The sequence below is a fragment of the Actinokineospora sp. genome, assembly GCF_050699995.1.
Classification (GTDB): domain Bacteria; phylum Actinomycetota; class Actinomycetes; order Mycobacteriales; family Pseudonocardiaceae; genus Actinokineospora.
The window spans coordinates 1-19733 of record NZ_JBOHGC010000536.1; the positions used below are offsets into that span (position 1 = coordinate 1).

Here is a 19733-nt window from a genome sequence, read left to right on the forward strand (position 1 = left end):
GGTTCGTGCCGCCGTGGGCGCGGAACAGCTCGATCGCCGGGTTCTTCTCGGTCTCCAGCTCGGTCAGCGGGACCTCGGCGATGGCGTCGAGCAGCCCGGGCAGCAGCTCGTCACACGCGAGCCGGTCAGCCTCCATGAACCGCATTGGCTTGCCTTCCTGTGAGGAATCGGGTGTACGCGTCGAACACCGCGGCACGGGGACGGATCCCCTCCGCGACGCTGATGCCCTGCAGCCGGGAGGTGCGCAGCATCGGGTAGTTGGCCTCGCCGAACGCGCCGCCGGTGCGGCCGGGGCCGCCGTGCGTCGGCAGGAACGACAGGAAGCCGATATGGGAGTCGTTGACTTTGAGCAGGCCGCAGTTGGTCACTCGGTTCACGAACTGTTCGATGACCGAGGCGTCGGCGGCCCACAGTGAATTGCGCAGCCCATACGGATTGGCGATCACATGGGCGAGCATCGAATCCACAATGGACTCGTCGGAGCCGGCTTCGCAGACGATGACCGGCAGCAGCGGGAAGAATGTCTCGTGCCGGACCGCGTCGATCTCCCGGCCGCGCTCGATCCCGTCGACCCGCAGCACCGTCGGTTCGAGGAACAGCCCGGTGTCCGACGGCGAGCCGTCAGTCTCCAGCCGCCGGGCGCCGTGCACGACCTCGGCGCCCTTGGCGAGCGCGTCGCGGATGAAGGTGAAGAACTTCTCGCTGCGCAGCACGGGTGAGAGCAGCACCCCGGGCTCCTCCGGCGGTCCCGGCCGGATCAGGGCGGCGGCGACGCGCAGCCGGTCGAACAGGTCGTCGGCGACCGCGGGGTGGACCAGGACCTGGTTGGGCACCATGCAGATCTGCCCGGAGCCGAAGAAGCACTCGGTGAGCGCCTCGGTGGCCAGGTCGAGGTCGGCGTCGCGCCAGACGACCACGCAGTCGTTGCCCGCCAGTTCGAGGATCACCTTCGTCCCGTGCCTGGCGGCGTCCTGCTCCAGCTTGAGGCCGGTCTCCACGCTGCCGGTGTAGAAGATGGTGTCGACCCGCGGGCTTTCCAGCCAGTTCCGGATCATCGGGCTCGGTCGCGCGCACAGCACGTTGAGCGTGCCGGGTGGCGCCCCGAGTTCGTCGAGCGCGGGCGCGACCAGTTCGCGCATCGCGTACATCACCCCGAGCGGCGCGCTGCGCGGCGCCCGCACGATGACCGCGTTCCCGGCCAGCAGCGCGGTGATCCCGAACAGGGCGCTGGCCGCGGGCGCGTTCTGCGGCGGGTTGATCGCCACCACGCCGTCGGGCACGCGGCGCAGCCGCAGCAGTCGCGACCCGAGCCGGGTCTGGTGCTCCATCTGACCGGCGCACCAGCCGATGGTCGTCTCGCCGAAGGTCTCCAGCAGGCCCGCGACCTGCCACTCCGCCAACGCGCGCGGCGTGCCCTCGGCGATGAGCACGTCGACGAACTCCGCGTGCCGCTCCTCCAGCCGCTTGCGGATGCCCTCGGCCAGCGACAGCCGCACCGCCAGCGGGGTGGCCGCCCAGCCGGGCGCGGCCGCGGCGGCGGCCTCCGTCGCCGCGGCGATCGTGTCCTCGTCGGCCATCGCGCAGCGCCCGACCACGAAGTCGGCCGCCTCACCAGGGTCGACCGCGCCCTGCTCGAGCCGTCGTTTGAGGGTCAGCGCCTCGAAGACATCGGCCAGCACCGCCGACGTCGTCACCGAATAGACGTATCGGCTCGACGGCACCTGTGCGCCACCGACATACGAGTCGTATGTCGTCACCGATCGCACCAATTCAACTCCCTTTTTCTTGGACGCGACGAACCAGTCCGCGGCGCCGAAGCTAACAGCACGATCGGATAAGTCGCTGACGCTGTGCTGATTGCTGACACGGGGCTGACACTGCGCTGTTTGCCGCTTTCCGCGCGGCTCGCGGCCGCTTAACATGTGGCTCGTCCGAGGGCTCTCGAATAGCCGGACAATTCCCCGACCCATTGACGTGGAGGCACCGGCCATGACGCCCGACCTGACGATCGCGGAGCTGGTCGACCTGCCCGTGGTCGAACGCCGGGAGGCGCTGGAGGCAGCGCTCGAGCCGGAGTTCCGGCAGGCGCTGCTGATGACCGATGACGACGACCTGCCGCACGACGAGAGCTTCTTCGACCTAGGTCTGACGTCGTTGGGGCTCACCGACCTCAAGCAGCGGATCGAGCGGCTGCTCGGCTGCGAGATCGACGCGAACGTGCTGTTCAACAGCCCGACGCTGGAGAGCCTGCTGACCTATCTCGTCGACCTCGTCGACCGCCCTTGAGGGGGGACATGTCCACCGAAGCCCTGGCCGCAGCCGACCTGGCCGCCGCCCGCGCCACCATCCGCGAACAGCAAGAGGTCATCGACAGGCTGTCGCGCGAGAAAAGCGAGCCGATCGCCATCGTCGGACTCGGCCTGCGCTTTCCCGGCGACAATGACACCCCGGCCGGACTCGCCGAATTCCTCGACGCGGGCGGGATCGGCACCACGCCATTTCCGGCGGACCGGTGGGATGTGGCGGCATTTGCCGGAGACGTCGAGGAAAAAGGAAAGATCCACTCGTCGGGCGGCGGTTTCCTCACCGGGATGACCGAATTCGACGCGCCGTTCTTCACGATCTCGCCCAAAGAGGCGCGCTGCCTGGACCCGCAGCAGCGGATGGTGCTGCAGACCACCTGGGCCGCGCTCGAACACGCCAACATCGACCCCACCCGGCTGCGCCACGGCACCGGCGGCGTCTACTTCGGCGCGAGTTCGATGGACTACGCCCTCGAACTCGGCGCGCTCGCCACCGAGGACGTCGACGGCTACCTGGCCGCGGGCATCCTGCACGCGGGGGTGTCCGGCCGGATGTCCTACTTCCTCGGCCTGCGCGGCCCGTCGATCACGTTGGACACTGCCTGCTCGGCGTCCCTCGTCGCCCTGCACCTGTCGGTGCAGGGATTGCGCGGCGGCGAGTGCGAGATCGCCCTGTGCGGCGGGGTCAACGCCATCCACCACCCGCTCAGCACCGCCCTGCTCTCCGACATGCGGGCGCTGGCCGCGGACGGGCGGTGCAAGACCTTCGACGAGTCCGCCGACGGCTACGCCCGCAGCGAGGGCTGCGGGGTGCTGGTGCTCAAGCGTCTTTCCGACGCCCAGCGTGACGGCGACACCGTGCTCGCGCTCGTCCGCGGGTCCGCGGTCCGGCAGGACGGCGAGAGCGCGGGGCTGACCGCGCCCAACGGAACCGCACAGGTCGCGCTGATGCGCGCCGCACTCGCCAACGCCGCGCTGGCACCCGTCGACATCTCCTACGTCGAGGCGCACGGCACCGGGACCCCGCTGGGCGACCCGATCGAGGTGGCCGCGCTCGACGAGGTGTTCCGCGACTCCCACACCGCCGACGACCCGCTGCTGGTCGCGTCCCTCAAGACCAACATCGGCCACATGGAGGCCGCCGCGGGCGTCGGCGGCGTGATCAAGACCGTGCTGCAGCTGCGTGACGCCACCGTATACCCGCACCTCAACGTCGACACCCCGTCCGGCCGGATCCCCTGGGACACCTACCCGGTGCGGGTGCCCGCCAAGTCCGAGCCGTGGACCGCGCCGGTCCGCCGCGCGCTCGTCAACTCCTTCGGGTTCACCGGGACCATCGCGTCGGTCGTGCTCGAACAGGCCCCCTTGGACAGCAGGCCGATTGTGCCCGCCGCGCCTGCCGATGGCGGGGGAGTGTTCACCGTGTCGGCGAAGTCCGCCCCGGCCATGGCCGAGCAGCTGCGCGGCTACCAGCGCCTGCTGGCCGACCAGCCGAGGCTCAATGTCGCCGACCTCTGCCACACCGCCAACGTCGGCCGGGCCCACTTCCGGCACCGGGTGGCCGGGGTGGTCCGCGACCACGACGACCTCGCCGCACTGCTGACGCGCGCCGCCGAGACCGAGTCGACTCCGACCGCCGCGCGCAAGGTCGCGTTCCTGTGCACCGGGCAGGGCGCGCAGTACGCGGGCATGGGCGCGGGCGCCTACCGGCGCTACCCCGTCTTCGCCGCCGCGCTCGACGAGTGCGACCGGCTGCTCACCCCGCTGGTGGGCAGGTCAGTCAAGGACCTGGTGATCGACCCCGCCGCGGCGGACCTGGACGAGACCCGGTTCACCCAGCCCGCGCTGTTCGCCCTGGAATACGCCACGGCAAGACTCTGGCTGTCCTGGGGCGTTCGGCCGACCGTCCTCATCGGACACAGCGTCGGCGAGGTGGTCGCGGCGACGATCGCCGGACTGTTCACCCTGGCCGACGCCGCGAAGCTGGTCGCGGCGCGCGGCAGGCTGATGGGCTCGGTGCGCGCTCCCGGCGGGATGATCTCCGTGCCGATGGCCGCCGAAGACCTGGCCGACGTGGTCGCCGCGTACCCGGATGTCACCGTCGCCGCCATCAACGCGCCGGGACGGACGGTGCTGTCCGGCGGCGCCGACGCGCTGACCGAGATCGTGGCGGCCCTGGCGGCGCGGGAGATCGAGGCCAAGCGCCTGACCGTGTCCCACGCGTTCCACTCGCCGCTGATGGCCGAGGTGGTCGACGAGTTCCGCGCGGCGATCGCCGACATCGAGTTCCGCCAGCCCGAGGTCACCCTGGTCTCGACGGTCACCGGGAAGGTCGCCCGGTGGCGGGAACTGGCCGACGTCGACTACTGGGTCCGCCAGATCGTCGCGCCCGTCGACTTCCTCGGCGCGATGCGGGCGGCGCACAAGCGCGGCAAGCACGTGTTCATCGAGGTCGGCCCCGGCTCGACGCTGACCTCCCTGGCCAAGCAGTGCGTCACCGCCGCCGACCACAGCTGGCTGACCAGCCTCCGTCGGTCCGATGTGGACGCCGAGTCGCTGCCCGCCGCGGTGGCGAAGGCGTACACCGCCGGTCTTGCGGTCTCGTGGCCGGACTTCCACGCGGGCGCCGCGCACCGCAAGGTCGACCTGCCGACATACCCGTTCGAGCGCAAGACCTACTGGCTCTCGACTCCCGGAGACGCCGCCGCAGAGCGGGCACCGGCCGCGGCGGCGCCCAAGGCCGAGCCCGAGCGGCTCGACCCCGCGGTGCTCGCCGACCCGGAGCGCCGCCGTCCGGCCATCGAGAACCTGATCCAGCGGATGCTGGCCACGGCCATGGACTTCACCCACCCGGGCGAGATCGGCCTGGACGCGGAGTTCGGCGAGCTGGGCATGGACTCGCTGGTCGCCACCGAGCTCCGCGCGGCGCTCAACGGAGTGCTTCCCGTCCAGTGCCCGGCATCCGCGGTCTTCGACAACCCGACGATCCGCAAGCTCGCCCACTTCCTTGACGACCAGTTCGACGCAGAAAGGACCCGATAGCCGATGGGGCAACCGGAGCTGATCACCGAGATCACCGGCTTCCAGGCCGCCGCCCGGCCGCGGCACGTGGCGATCACCTGTGAGGGCCGGGAAGTCACCTACGAACAGCTGCACCTGGGCAGCAACCGCACGGCGAACGCGCTGCGGGCCTGCGCGCCGCCGGGGGCGCGGGTGGCGTACCTGGGCAAGGAATCCGAGCTGTACTACGACATCGCCTTCGGCTGCGCCAAGAGCGAGACCGTGCTGGTGCCGGTCAACTGGCGGCTCACCGCCCCCGAGGTCGAGCACATCCTGCGTGACTCGGACGCGGAACTGCTGTTAGTCGAACGGGAACTGCTCGGTGTGGTCGAACGGGTCAAGCCGTCGCTGCCGAAGCTGCGGCTGGTGATCGAACTGGACTCCGCCGACCAGCGCGGCGCCGGGTTCGAGGAATGGCGCTCGGGCCAGCCGACGCTGTGCTCACTGCCGCGCATCACCCCCGACGCGCCCTTCGCGCAGCTCTACACCAGCGGCACCACCGGCCTGCCCAAAGGCGTCGTGCTGCCGCACCGCAGTTTCTTCACCCTGCGCGACACCATGGCCGCCCACCGGCTCGACTGGTTCGACCTGCGACCGGAGGACCGCAGCCTGATCGGGCTGCCCGGCCTCAACACCGCGGGCCTGTCCTGGGCGATGCAGGGCTTCACCGCCGGGGTGACCAACGTCGTCATGCGGATGTTCGTCAGCCAGGAGGCGGTGGACCTGATCCACCGGCTCGGAGTCACCACGACCTTCGTGGCGCCGACCATGCTGGCGATGATGTTCGCCGAACCCGGCGCCTCGCGGGAGGCGTTCGCCTCGATGCGCCGCGTCGTCTACGGCGGCTCCCCGATCTCGCAAACCCTGCTGCGCCAGTGCTTCGACATGATCGACGGCGAGTTCCTGCAGGCGTACTCGGCCACCGAGGCGGGCAACGCGGTGACCCTGCTGCCCGCCGTCGACCACGTGGTCGGCAGCAAACTGCTGGCGTCGGCCGGAAAGCCGTGCCCCGACGTCGAAATCAAGATCATCGACAACGCGGGTGAGCAGGTCCCCGACGGCGAGGCCGGGCAGGTGTGCGTGCGCTCGCCCGCGCTCATGCTCGGCTACTGGAACCAGCCAGAGGCCACCGGCCGCGCCCTGGTCGACGGCTGGCTGCGGATGGGGGACACGGGATGCCTCGACAACGGCTACCTGTTCCTGCTCGACCGGCTCGACGACACGATCATCGTGGCCGGTCAGAACGTGTACCCGGTCGAGGTGGAGAACGCGCTGGCCTGCCACCCGGCGGTCGCCGACGTCGCCGTGGTCGGGATGGAACACGAGCGCTGGGGCGAGGCAGTGCACGCGTTCGTCGTCGTGCGGCCGGGCGCGAAGGTCACCGCGCGGGAACTGATGCTGTCGGTGCGAGGCGGCCTGGCCGACTACAAGGTGCCCACCCACTACGAGTTCGTCGACTCATTGCCGCGCAACCCGATGGGCAAAGTCCTGCGTCGATCACTGCGCTCAGCAACTTCAAGGTGACGGAGACACACATGACGAGAATTGCGGAACCCCTGTCGCTGGACGCGATCCAGCGGCACACCCAGGCCGACAACCCCAGCGCGTTCCTCGCGTGCAACGACGGCACGACGTACTTCACCGCGCCCGGGCTCGACGGCGTCGTCGCCTACCGCCCGGTCGGACGCTACTTCGTGCAGTTCGGCGGACCATTCGCCGCGGCCGCGGACTACCCCGAGCTGCTGCGGGCTTTCCGCGCGGCCGCGCACGAACAGGGGTGCCGGGTGGTCGCGGTGCAGCTGCAGCGCCACGACGCCGAGCTGTACGCTGCCGAAGGCTTCACCGTCAACCAGGTCGGCGCCTCCTACGCCGTGGAGCTGCCCGCGTTCTCCATGGAGGGAACCCGGTTCATGCGGCTGCGCAACAAGATCGCGCGGGCGGGCAAAGCCGGGCTGCAGGTGCGGGAGGTCGACTTCGACCAGTGGTCCTCGGCGATCGAGGAACTGGACCGGACCTGGCTGCGCAGCAAAGGCGAGGAGACCAAGGAACTGGGCTTCCTAGTCGGACAGCGCGGCGGCGACCTGCAGCCGCACCGGCGCCTGTTCGTCGGCCTGCTCGACGGCAAACTCGCCGGCTACATCTCCTACTCCCCGGTCTACGGCACGCGCGCGGGCTGGATGCACGACCTGAGCCGCCGGATCCCCGGCAAGCTGCCGGGGATCATGGAGATGATCAACGTCACCGCGCTGGAGACGTTCAAGGCCGAGGGAACCGGCTGGCTGCACTTCGGGTTCACCCCCTTCACCGGACTCGACGACTCGCTGCAGGTGCCCGGGTTCCACTACGGATTCGCCCAGGTGACCAAGCTGCTCTGGGAGCACGGCGAGGCGCTGTACCCGGCCAAGACCCAGCTGGCCTACAAGCACAAGTGGTTGCCCCACCTCGTGCTGCCCGAGTACCTGGCCTTCGACGGCGAGGCCGACATCGCCGCGTTCGCCCACGTCTTCCGGGCCGCGGGCGCGTTCTGACCACGAAGGAGCCACACATGTCCGAAGCCGAGATCATGGAGCGGATCGGCGCCGCCTGCCAGAACGTCATGGGGATGTTCATGGCGGTCTGCGGCGCCCCCGACGACCCGGCCGTCGCCGAGCAGGCCAACGGCGCCCTGCGTGAGCTCGACACCCTGATGCGGGTGGTGGCCGGTGCCTGAGCCGCGGTGGTTCACCCCGGACCGGCCCGACGCCGAGATCCGGGTGTTCCTGTTGGCCCACGCGGGAAGCGGCGCGGTCGCCTACCGCGGCTGGGACCAGCTGCTGCCCGCGACGGTCGCCGTCCAGGCGGTCACCCTGCCCGGCAGGCAGGGCCGTCGCGGCGAGCCACTGCCCACCGACTGGGAGGCCACCCTGTCCGACCTGCACTCCGCGCTCATCGCGGAACTGGACGAACGCCCGTACGCGGTGTTCGGACACTGCCTCGGCGCGCAGCTGGCCTACCGGCTCACGGTGCGGCTCGAAGCCGGCGGTGACCCGGCGCCGTGCCTGCTCGGCATGTCCGGGTGGGCGCCGACGGGCTTCTTCCGCGCGCCGGCGAACCACGAGGACATCCCGATGGCGGAGGTGGTCGCCTGGATCCGGGAACTCGGCGCCATCCCCGACGTGGTGGCCGCCGACCCGGACATGCTCGACCTGGTCCTGCCGCCCGTGATCGCCGACTTCCGGCTCGCGGCCGACCACACCGACGACGCGGCCGTGGTCGACTGCCCGCTGGTCTCCTACGTCGGGCGGGAGGACCCGCTGATGCTGGAGCCGTCGGCGATGCGGACCTGGGCCGACCGGAGCACGCGCTACCTGGGACACCGGGAGTACGGTGGCACCCACTTCTACCTCGACGAGCACAAGGCCGCGGTGATGTCCGACTTCGCCGGCCATTTGACCCGGCTGGTCCCCGTCGGCTGAGGTTATTCGCGGAGGGCGGTGTGGTTGGCGCGCATGTGCAGGGCCGGGTGCTGGACGAGGATGGCCTTCTCGTGGTTGCGCAGCGTCCGCGTCGGCTGCACGCCGAGTTCGTGGTCGAGCCGGTTGCGCATCCGTCGGTAGGTCTCCAGGGCCTCGGCCTGGCGGCCCGACCGGTACAGGGCCACCATCAGCTGCTCGCAGAACCGCTCGTTGAGCGCGGGCGACTCCACCAGCTCCCGCAGCTTGGGAATGATGTCGGAGTGCCTGCCGGTCTGCAGCTCGGTGTCGAACAGCGTCTCCAGCGCCATCGTCCTGGCCGCCTCATAGCGGTGGGCGGCTGCCCGGCACAGCGGCCCGCCCGCCTCCATCGCGAACGCGGTGCCGCGCCACAGCGACAACGCCGAACGCAGCACGTCCGCGGCCTCGGTGGGGTCGGACGTGGCGATGGCGCGGGCGTGGGCGACCTGCCGGGTGAACGCCATGGCGTCGAGGTCGGTCTCCGCGACGACGAGCCGGTAGCCGGTGGCCAGGCTGATCAGCCGCGCCGGGTGCTCGTCGGCGACCGCGGTGAGTCTTCGGCGCAGTCTGCTCACGTGCGCCTGCAGCGCGTTCTCCCATTGGTCCGGCGGGGTGTCGCCCCACAGTTCGGTCACCAGCGACTCGACCGACACCAGTCGCGACTCGGTGGCGAGAAGTGCGGCGAGCAGGGTGCGTTGCAACGGTCCGCGGATATCGATCTGACGTTGCCCTGACCAGCATTCCAACGGCCCGAGTACGAAGAATTTCGTCATGGCTACTTCCTTGTCAGCGGTTTGTCCGTGCCCCCATAAGTTTGGTCGCGATGCACCACCCACGTATGCGTGTCCGGTACCCGACTTCGTTCTGGATACGACCGGCAATGGGTGGGGCGGGGACCTGCCGCGACCCCGGTGGGTGACGTCACCCGCCGTCGTTTGGCTCGTCTACCAGGGTCGATAGGGCCGCCATGGGGGTGTTCGTACGGGCGAGCACCCAGTGCCCGGCAGGCGCGTGGGCGGAAACCGGGTGGAAATTACCGATGTCAGGAATCGGTCCAATTCATTCCCGCGCATTTGGCCCAACGGCCGCTGCTCGATCAGAATGCGGTCAGCGGCGAGTCAGCAAGCCCTGGGAGGATCGCCTCCCACGTGGTGTCGACTTTCTGGAGTTGAATTCGTGACCAATCCATTCGAGAACGAGGACGCGGACTACGTCGTCCTGGTGAACGACGAGGGCCAGCACTCGCTGTGGCCCGCCGGGTTCGACGTGCCCGCGGGCTGGTCCGCGGTGTTCGGTCCAGACCGGCGCGCGGCCTGCCTCGACCACGTCGAGGCGACCTGGACCGACCTGCGCCCCAAGAGCCTGGCCTAGGTCCTGTCCTGCGAGTCCGGTACGCGCTATCCGCGGCCGAGCGGCACCGGACTTGCCGGACAGCACCTATCCACCGCCCACTTTCCATGCCTGGGAGCAACCGCGACATGACCCGCACCACGACCATCGATGACGTCCTTCCGCTGACGCCGCTGCAAGAGGGCCTGCTGTTTCACGCCCGGTTCGACGAGAGCGGACCGGACGTCTACACGATGCAGTTCTCCGCGCTGCTGGAGGGACCGCTCGACGTGGCGGCGCTGCGCGCGTCCTGCGCGGAGTTGCTGGCCCGGCACCAGAGTCTGCGCGCCTGCTTCCGCCAGGACCGCGAGGACCGCACCGTGCAGGTCGTCCGCCGCCAGGTGGCGCTGCCGTGGCGGCAGGTCGACCTGTCCGGCCACGACGACACCGAGCAGGCGGCGCGCCTCGCCGAGCTGAGCCGCGCGGCCCAGGGCGACCGGTTCGACCTGTCCCGGCCGCCGCTGCTGCGGTTCCTATTGGTGCGCCTGAGTTCCGACCGGCACCGGTTCATCGTCACCAACCACCACATCGTGGTCGACGGGTGGTCGACATCGGTGCTGATCAAGGAGCTGTTCCAGCTCTACGCGCGCGGCGGCGACGGCACCGGACTGCCCGCCCCGACCGCGTACCGCGAGTTCTACTCATGGCTGGCCCGGCAGGACAAGGCCGCCGCCGGGCGGGCGTGGGGCGCCGCGCTGCGCGACCTCGCGGGCCCGACCCTGCTGGCCCCGGCCGACCCGACCCGGCAGCCGCTGGTCGCCGACGAGATCAACGTCGAACTGCCGGAAGACCTGTGCGCGCGGCTGCGCCGTTTCGCGCTGAGCCGCGGCCTGACCGTGAACACGGTGTTCCAAGGCGCGCTTGGCCTGGTGCTGGGCGGGGTCACCGGCCGCGACGACGCCGTCTTCGGCGCCACGGTCTCCGGCCGGCCCGCCGAACTGCCCGGCATGGAGTCGATGGTCGGCCTGTTCATCAACACCGTCCCGGTGCGCGTGCGCCCGGGCCACAGCGAGACCGCCGCTGAACTGTTGGCGCGGGTGCAGGCCGAGCAGGCCGCCCTGGTCGCCCACCAACACCTCGGGCTGGTCGACATCCAGCGCGCGGCGGGCGTGACCGAGCTGTTCGACACTCATTTCGTGTTCCAGAACGTCCCGGTCGGCTCCGCGCTGGGCGACAGTCCTCTTCGGATGTCCGATGTGGACGTCCAGGGAGGCACGAACTACTCGCTGAGCGTCACCGTCCGCTCGATCGGCGCCGCGCTCGGCCTCGACGTGGAGTACCGCGCCGACCTGCTCGACCGCGCGTTCGCCGAGGGTGTCGCCGCGCGCCTGGTGCGGGTGCTGGAGTCGGTGATCACCGACCCCGACCAGCCGGTGCGCCACATCGATCTCCTGCTTCCTGAGGAAAGCGTCCAGCTGTCGGCGTGGCACGGTCCCGCGGGAGCGCCCGCCGACCTCGCGCCCGCGGTGTTCGCCGCCCAGGTCGCCGACACGCCGGTCGCGGTCGCGGTCGTGTGCGACGGCGCCGAGGTGACCTTCGCCGAGCTGGACCGCCGGGCCAACCGGCTGGCCCGGCTGCTGATCTCCCGCGGTGTGGGCCCCGAGGGCCCAGTGGCCCTGGTCCTGCCCCGCTCGGTCGACCTCGTCGTCGGGCTGCTGGCGACCTGGAAGGCCGGCGGCTGCTACGTCCCGGTCGACCCGGCCTACCCCGACGACCGGGTCGCCATGATGCTCGCCGACGCCGCGCCCGCCGCCGTGGTGACCCTGGCCGAGCACCGGTCGCGCGTGGCGGGCACGTCGGTGGTCGTGCTCGACTCGCGGGACACGGCCGCCGTGCTGGCCGGCTTCGACCCGCGCCCGATCACCTCGGTGGAGCGGACGGGCCCGACCGAGGCCGCGCACCCGGCGTACGTGATCTACACCTCCGGCTCGACCGGGCGGCCGAAGGGCGTGGTGGTCAGCCACGGCAGCCTGGGCAACCTGCTCGCCCACCACCGCGCCGAGGTGATCGACACCGTCGCCGGGCGCCCGGCGCGGGTCGGCCTGATCCAGTCGCTGTCGTTCGACGCCTCCTGGAACCTGTTGGCGTGGCTGCTTTCCGGTCACGAACTGCATGTGTTCGACGACGACCTGCGCCGCGACGTGGCCGGTCTGGTCGCCTATTCCCGCGAGCACGCGATCGACGTGCTGGAGGCGACACCCACCTACCTGGCTGAGTTGCTCGACCAAGGCCTGCTCGACGGCGACACCCGACCGTCGGTGCTGTTCCTCGGCGGCGAGGCGGTCGGGACCGCGCTGTGGGAGCGGGTCCGGGCCGAGGGCGTCGTGGTGTGCAACATGTACGGCCCGACTGAGTGCACGGTCGTCACCGCGATCGGCCGACCCGCCGACAGCGCCAACCCGGTGATCGGCAGGCCGGTCCGCAACACCAGGGCCTACGTCCTCGACCCCGCGCTGCGCTTCGTGCCGCCCGGCGCCACCGGGGAGCTGTACGTGGCGGGGGAGCCCCTGGCCCGCGGCTACCACCGCAGGCCCGGCCTGACCGCCGAACGGTTCGTCGCCGACCCCCACGGTCCACAGGGGACCAGGATGTACCGGACCGGCGACCTGGTCCGCTGGACCGCGGACGGGCAGCTGGAGTACCTGGGCCGGGCCGACCACCAGGTCAAGATCCGCGGGTTCCGCGTCGAGCCGGGCGAGGTCGAGGCCACCCTGCTGGGCCACTCTTCGGTCGCCCGGGTGGCCGTCATCGCCCGCGCCGACGGCGACAGCGGGCTGCGGCTGGTCGCCTACGTCGTCTCCACGGGCGGTGAGCTCGACTCGCTGCGGTCCTACGCCGAGGCGCGGCTGCCCGACTACCTGGTCCCGGCCGCGTTCGTCGAACTCGACCAGCTCCCCTTGGGAAGTAATGGAAAGCTGGACCGGGCGGCACTGCCCGAACCGGACTCCCGCGCCTCGGCCGCCGCCCGCGGGCCGCGGTCGGCCCGGCAGGAGATCCTGTGTGGACTCTTCGCCGAGGTGCTCGGGATCGACTCGGTCGGCGTCGACGACGACTTCTTCGCCATCGGCGGGCACTCCCTGCTGGCCACCCGGTTCGTCAGCCGCGCCCGCGGCGTCTTCGGGCTCGAACTGTCGCTGCGCACGCTGTTCGGCGCCCCGACCGTGCGCGAGCTCGACCAGTGCCTGGACGTGGCCGCGGGCGCCCGGCCCACGCTGGCCCGGCGGGACCGGCCGGAGCGGGTGCCGCTGTCGTTCGCCCAGCGGCGGATGTGGTTCGTCAACTGGCTGGAAGGGCCGAGCGCCACCTACAACATCTCCGGCGCGCTGCGGCTGCAAGGGCCACTGGACCGCCAGGCCCTCGCCGACGCGCTCACCGATGTCGTCGGCAGGCACGAGGCCCTGCGCACCGTGTTCACCGAGGTCGACGGCGAGCCGTACCAGCGGATCCTGGGCGCCGACCAGGTCGGCCTCAGCCTCGCGCTCGTCGAGTGCGACGCGGCCGGGCTCAAACCCGCCCTGCACGCGGCGGCGGTGCGGCCCTTCGACGTGGCGGCAGGCGCGGTGCCGATCCGGGTGGAGCTGTTCGCGGTGGCCCCCGACGAGCACGCGCTGCTCGTCGTGGTGCACCACATCGCCGCCGACGGCTGGTCGATCGCCCCGCTGCTGCGCGACCTGGGCGCCGGCTACGCCGCCCGCCGCGCCGGACACGGCCCCGACTGGGCGCCGCTTCCGGTGCAGTACATGGACTACAGCCTCTGGCAGGCCGAGCTGTTCGGCGCCGCCGAGGACCCGGAAAGCCTGCTCGCCAAGCAACTGGGCTACTGGGGCACCCAGCTCGCCGACGCGCCGGAATGCCTCGCGCTGCCGACCGACCGGCCCCGACCCACCGCCCCGACCCACCGCGGCGACACGGTCCGGTTCCGGGTCGACGCGGACCTGCACGCGCGGATCGCCGAGCTGGCCCGCGCGGGCGGGGTCACCCTGTACATGGTCCTGCACGCGGCGCTGTCGGCGATGCTGACTCGGATCGGCGCGGGCACGGACATCACGGTCGGCTCACCGATCGCGGGCCGCACCGACGAAGCCCTCGACGACCTGGTCGGCTTCTTCGTCAACACGCTCGTCCTGCGGGTCGACACCGCGGGCGACCCCACGTTCAAGGAGCTGCTCGCCCGGGTCCGCGAGACCGACCTGGCCGCGTACGCCAACCAGGACGTGTCGTTCGAGCGGGTCGTCGAGCACGTCAACCCGCCGCGGTCGCTGTCGCACAACCCGCTGTTCCAGATCCTGCTCATGCTGTCGAACACCCCGCCCGCCCAAGGGCTGCTGCCCGGGCTGGCGATCGACATCGAGCCGGTCGACACCGCGACGTCGAAGTTCGACCTGACCTTCCGCGTCAACGAGTCCTATCGGGCCGACGGCACCCCGGACGGGCTCGACTGGGACCTCGAGTACGCCGTCGACCTGTTCGACCGCGACACCGCGCTGGCCATCGCCGACCGGTTGGTCCACGTGCTCGACGCGGTCACCCGCGGCCCGGAGACCCCGCTCAGCGCCATCGACGTCGTCCTGCCGCGGGAACGACGGCGGATGCTGGAGCAGTGGCACGGCCGGACCGAACCCGCGGGCCCGCTGCCCGTCCACGTGTTCGCCCGGCAGGCGGCCGCGACCCCGACCGCGACCGCGGTGGTGTGCGCGGACGAGTCGCTGACCTTCGCCGAGCTGGACCGCCGGGCCAACCGGCTGGCCCGGCTGCTGATCGCGCGTGGCGTCGGCCCGGAGCGGCTGGTCGCGCTGATGCTGCCCCGCTCGGCCGACGCGCTGGTCGCGCTGCTGGCGGTGTGGAAGGCGGGCGGCGGCTACGTGCCGATCGACCCCGCCTACCCGGCCGACCGGGTGCGGTACCTGCTCGACGACGCCCACCCGACGGTCGTGCTGACCACGGGCACGCCGGTCGACGGGGTGGCGTCGGTCGTGCTCGACGCGCCCGACACCCAGGCGGAGCTGGCCGGTCTGGCCTGCGACCCCGTGGATGTCGACGTGGCGCCCGGGCATCCGGCGTACGTGATCTACACGTCCGGCTCGACCGGGCGGCCCAAGGGTGTCGTGGTGTGCCACGAGAGCCTGGCGGGCCTGTTCGACTTCCACCGCCGCGAGGTCATGGGCCCCGCCGCGGCGGCCGCGGGACGGGCGCTGCGGGTGGCGCTCATCGCGTCGCTGTCGTTCGACGCCTCCTGGAACCTGGTGTTCTGGCTGCTCGCGGGCCACGAACTGCACGTGCTCGACGACGACGTGCGCCGCGACGTCACCGCGCTGATCGGCTACGTGCGCGACCGCGGAATCGACGTCCTGGAGGCCACGCCCAGCCACGCGGAGGAACTGCTCGACCAAGGGCTGCTTGACGGCCACACCCGGCCGTCGGTCGTGTTCCTCGGTGGCGAGGCGTCCAGCCCCCGGCTGTGGGAGCGGGTCCGCGGGGCCGAGGGGGTCACCGCGTACAACCTCTACGGGCCGACCGAGTGCACGGTGGTGACCGCCGTCGGCAGGCTCGCCGACCACGAGCGCCCGGCGATCGGCCGTCCACTGTGGAACACCCGGGCCTACGTGCTCGACGCCGCGCTGCGCCCGACACCGCCCGGCACCCCCGGCGAGCTGTACCTGGCGGGCACACCGCTGGCCCGGGGGTACCACCGACGGACAGGGTTGACGGCGGAACGCTTCGTCGCCGATCCGTTCGGTCCGGCCGGGTCGCGTATGTACCGCACCGGCGACCTGGTCCGCTGGAGCGCCGACGGTGTGCTGGAGTTCCTCGGCCGAGCCGACGACCAAGTGAAGATCCGGGGTTTCCGGATCGAACCCGCCGAGGTCGCCGCCGTGCTGGCCGACCACCCGGCCGTCCGCCGGGCCGTGGTCATCGACCGCGAGGACACCCCCGGTGTCCGACGGCTGGTGGCCTACCTCGTCGGCGGCGCCGACGAGTCCGCGCTGCGGACGCACGCCGAGGCGCGCCTGCCCGATTACATGGTGCCGTCGGCGTTCGTCGCGATCGAGGATTTGCCGCTCACCCCGAACGGCAAGCTCGACCGGCGCGCCCTCCCCGAACCCGGCGTGACCGCGGCGCCCACATCGCGCCGTCCCGAGACTCCCCGCCAGGAGAAGCTGTGCGAACTGGTGGCCGAGATCCTGGGCCTGGAGTCGGTCGGCCTCGACGACAACTTCTTCACCCTGGGCGGGCACTCGCTGCTGGCCAACCGGTTCATCAGCCGGGCCCGCGCCGCGCTCGGCGTCGAGCTGTCGCCGCGGACGCTGTTCCAGGAGCCGACGGTCGCGGGCCTCGACGCGGTGCTGGACCAGGCCAAACCCGCGCGGGCCGCACTGCGCCCGCGGCTCCGTCCGACCACTGAGGACAGTCGATGATCCCGCTGTCGTTCGCGCAGCAGAGGCTTTGGTTCCTCAACCGGATGGAGGGGCCGAGCGCCACGTACAACATCTCCGGGGCGCTGCGGCTGCGCGGCGCACTGGACCACGCGGCGCTGGCCACCGCGTTCGGCGATGTCGTCGCCCGGCATGAGGCGCTGCGCACGGTGTTCGGCGAGGTCGAAGGGGAGCCGTACCAGCGGGTCCTGCCCGAGGCTGACTCTCGGCCGGACTTCTCGGTCGTCGACTGCGATCCCGCCGATGTCGCCGAGTCCGTGCGCGCCGCGGCCAGGCATGTGTTCGACCTCGGCGCGCCGACGCCGCCGATCCGGGTGACGGTGTTCGCCGTCGGTCCGCAGGAGCATGTCCTGCTGCTGACCGTGCACCACATCGCCGCCGACGGCTGGTCGATCGCGCCGCTGCTGCGTGATCTCGGCCAGGCGTTCGGCGCGCGGCGTGCCGGTGGGGAGCCGCAGTGGGAGCCGCTGCCGGTGCAGTACGTGGATTACACGCTGTGGCAGCGGGAACTGCTCGGCGCGGCCGACGATCCGGACAGCCTGCTGTTCGAGCAGCTCGCTTACTGGGGCAAGGAGCTGGCGGGCCTGCCCGAGTGCCTGACCCTGCCGACCGACCACCCGCGCCCGCTCGCGTCGAGCCACCGCGGCGGCAACGTGTCGCTGGTGATCGAGCCTGAGCTGCACGCCAGGGTCGCGGACCTCGCGCGGGCCCACGGGGCGACAGTGTTCATGGTGCTGCACGCCGCGGTGGCGGCGCTGCTGTGCAAACTCGGTGTGGGCACGGACATCCCCATCGGATCGCCGATCGCGGGCCGCACCGACGAGGCGCTCGACGACCTCGTCGGGTTCTTCGTCAACACGCTCGTCCTGCGGGCCGACGTCAGCGGCGACCCGACGTTCCACGAGCTGCTGGTCCGGGTGCGCGACACCGACCTCGCCGCGTTCGCCAACCAGGACGTGCCGTTCGAGCGGGTGGTCGAGCTGCTCAACCCGCCGCGGACGAGCGCGCACAACCCGCTGTTCCAGGTGATGCTTGCGCTGCAGAACAACCAGCGGGCAGCGAACCTGTTGCCGGGGCTGGACGTCGAGGTCGAGCCGGTGGGCGTGGCGACGGCGAAGGTGGACCTGACGTTCGCGCTGGCGGAATCGTTCGGCCCGGCGGGCACGCCGGACGGTGTGCGGTGCGACATCCAGTTCGCCGTCGACCTGTTCGACCGGGCGAGCGTCGAGACGATCGCGCGGCGGCTGGTGCGCCTGCTGGACGCGGCGACCGCGGACCCGGGCATCCGGGTCTCGGCGATCGACGTCATGTCCGCGGAGGAACGCACGCGGGTGCTCCGTGAATGGAACCCAGCGGCTCCGGCGCCCGCACCGGGCACCATGGCGTCCTGGCTGGGGGAGCGCGCCGCCGTGACGCCGGACGCGGTCGCCTTGGTCTGCGGCGAGTCGGCACTGACGTTCGGCGACCTGGCCTCTCGGGCGAACCGGCTCGCCCGGCTGCTGATCGCGCGCGGGATCGGCCCGGAGGACCGGGTCGCGCTGCTGCTGCCCCGGTCGGTCGAGCTGGTGGTCGCGCTGCTGGCCGTGGTCACCGCAGGCGCCGCGTATGTGCCGATAGACACCGGATATCCGCCGGAGCGGGTGCGGTTCCTGCTCGGCGACTCGGACTCGGCTCTGCTCGTCACCACCGCCGAACTCGCGCCGGACTGGTCCGGCCCGGTGCTGGCGCTGGACCCGGTCGAGCTGGCGGCGTTCGACGACCGGCCGGTCACCGACACCGATCGGCGGGAGCCGCTGCGGCCGGGGCACCCGGCGTACGTGATCTACACGTCCGGCTCGACCGGGCGGCCGAAAGGCGTCGTGGTGTGCCACGAGAGCGTGGCGAACCTGTTCGCCTTCCACCGCACCGAGTTCATCGAGCCGAACGGGATCCCGGCCAGGGCGTCGCTGACCGCGTCGCTGTCCTTCGACGCCTCCGTCGACTACCTGCTGCTCATGCTGGCAGGCGTGGAACTGCACGTGCTCGACGACGATGTTCGCCGTGACGCGGGTGCGGTTGTCGCCTACACCCGCGCGCACGGACTCGACCTGGTCGGCGCGACACCGAGCTACGTCGAGGAACTGCTCTCCCAAGGTCTGCTGACCGGTCCGGTCCGTCCGTCGGTCCTGCTCGTCGGCGGCGAGCCCGCGAGTGCGTGGCTGTGGGACCGACTGCGTGACGTGCGGGCGTTCAACCTCTACGGGCCTACCGAGTGCACTGTGGACACCGTGACCTGCCGGATGGCCGACCACGGCCGCCCGGTGATCGGCAAACCGCTGCGCGGTGCCCGCGCCTACGTGCTCGACGCCGCCTTGCGGGTCGTGCCACCGGGCACCGCGGGCGAGCTGTACCTGGCGGGCGCCCCGCTGTCGCGGGGATACCACGGGCGGCCGGGGTTGACCGCCGAGCGGTTCGTCGCCGACCCGTTCGGCCCCGCCGGGTCGCGGATGTGCCGCACGGGCGACCTCGTCCGCTGGACCACCGATGGCGTCCTGGAATTCCTCGGCCGGACCGACGAGCAGGTCAAGATCCGCGGCTTCCGGATCGAACCCGGCGAGATCGGCGCGGTCCTGGCCGACCACCCGGCCGTCGCACGGGCCGCGGTGATCGTCCGCGAGGACACACCGGGGGACCGCAGGCTGACCGCCTACCTGGTCCCCGCCGACGGCCCCATCGACACCGCGGAGCTGCGGGCCCACGCCTCGGCGACCCTGCCTGAACACATGGTCCCGGCCGCGTTCGTCGAACTCGACGACTTCCCCTTGACCCCCAACGGAAAACTCGACCGCCAAGCCCTGCCCGCCCCCGAGCACACCGCGCACGGCAGGGCGCCGCGCACCAGCCGCGAGGAGATCCTTTGTGGACTCTTCGGGCACGTCCTCGGGGTCGACACGGTCGGCGTCGACGACAGCTTCTTCCACCTGGGCGGCCACTCGCTGCTCGCCACCCAGCTGATCAGCCGCGTCCGCGCCGCGTTCGGCACCGAACTGGCGGTGCGCGCGCTGTTCCAGGCCCCCACGGTCGCGGGCCTGGCC

Annotated in this window: 11 protein-coding genes and 1 pseudogene; 10 read left to right on the plus strand and 2 right to left on the minus strand. The window is 71.5% G+C overall.

Features of this window, described 5'->3' with window-relative positions:
- Positions 1-125: 125 nt before the first annotated feature.
- Positions 126-1757 (minus strand): aldehyde dehydrogenase family protein, encoded by a 1632-nt coding sequence (locus ACRDSQ_RS26345; RefSeq protein ID WP_431424659.1) that lies wholly within the window; start codon positions 1755-1757, stop codon positions 126-128.
- Positions 1758-1989: 232 nt separating this feature from the next.
- Between ACRDSQ_RS26345 and ACRDSQ_RS26350 the strand changes: the two genes are divergently transcribed.
- From ACRDSQ_RS26350 to ACRDSQ_RS26375, 6 genes are read left to right on the plus strand one after another with little or no spacing between them, the layout of a single operon-like run.
- Positions 1990-2286 (plus strand): acyl carrier protein, encoded by a 297-nt coding sequence (locus ACRDSQ_RS26350; RefSeq protein WP_431424660.1) that lies wholly within the window; start codon positions 1990-1992, stop codon positions 2284-2286.
- A gap of 8 nt (positions 2287-2294) precedes the next feature.
- Complete coding sequence (locus ACRDSQ_RS26355) at positions 2295-5345, plus strand: type I polyketide synthase (protein WP_431424661.1); 3051 nt, start codon at positions 2295-2297, stop codon at positions 5343-5345.
- Between the two features lie 3 nt (positions 5346-5348).
- Positions 5349-6887, plus strand: a complete 1539-nt coding sequence (locus ACRDSQ_RS26360) for a long-chain-fatty-acid--CoA ligase (RefSeq protein ID WP_431424662.1) — start codon at positions 5349-5351, stop codon at positions 6885-6887.
- A gap of 11 nt (positions 6888-6898) precedes the next feature.
- A complete protein-coding gene (locus tag ACRDSQ_RS26365) occupies positions 6899-7891 on the plus strand; it encodes a bifunctional lysylphosphatidylglycerol flippase/synthetase MprF (RefSeq protein WP_431424663.1) in 993 nt (330 codons plus the stop codon).
- A gap of 17 nt (positions 7892-7908) precedes the next feature.
- Entirely contained in the window at positions 7909-8073 is a 165-nt protein-coding gene (locus ACRDSQ_RS26370) for a hypothetical protein (protein WP_431424665.1), read from the plus strand.
- Positions 8066-8818 (plus strand): thioesterase II family protein, encoded by a 753-nt coding sequence (locus ACRDSQ_RS26375; protein WP_431424667.1) that lies wholly within the window; start codon positions 8066-8068, stop codon positions 8816-8818. Before ACRDSQ_RS26370 ends, ACRDSQ_RS26375 begins: the two co-directional genes overlap by 8 nt.
- Positions 8819-8820: 2 nt before the next feature.
- Here the strand turns inward: ACRDSQ_RS26375 and ACRDSQ_RS26380 are convergent, their stop codons facing one another.
- Positions 8821-9609, minus strand: a complete 789-nt coding sequence (locus ACRDSQ_RS26380) for an AfsR/SARP family transcriptional regulator (RefSeq protein WP_431424668.1) — start codon at positions 9607-9609, stop codon at positions 8821-8823.
- A 403-nt stretch (positions 9610-10012) separates the two neighbouring features.
- Here ACRDSQ_RS26380 and ACRDSQ_RS26385 point away from each other — a divergent pair, with 403 nt between their 5' ends.
- The 4 genes and pseudogenes from ACRDSQ_RS26385 to ACRDSQ_RS26400 form a co-directional block, all read left to right on the plus strand.
- Complete coding sequence (locus tag ACRDSQ_RS26385) at positions 10013-10207, plus strand: MbtH family protein (protein ID WP_431424669.1); 195 nt, start codon at positions 10013-10015, stop codon at positions 10205-10207.
- Between the two features lie 107 nt (positions 10208-10314).
- Positions 10315-16641: an amino acid adenylation domain-containing protein gene (locus ACRDSQ_RS26390; RefSeq protein ID WP_431424670.1), complete on the plus strand. Its 6327-nt coding sequence runs from the start codon at positions 10315-10317 to the stop codon at positions 16639-16641.
- Between the two features lie 50 nt (positions 16642-16691).
- Positions 16692-17927: pseudogene (locus ACRDSQ_RS26395) on the plus strand (condensation domain-containing protein); the annotation flags it as partial.
- Positions 17928-18038: 111 nt separating this feature from the next.
- On the plus strand, positions 18039-19733 hold a 1695-nt coding region (locus ACRDSQ_RS26400; protein ID WP_431424672.1), incomplete at its 3' end, for a non-ribosomal peptide synthetase.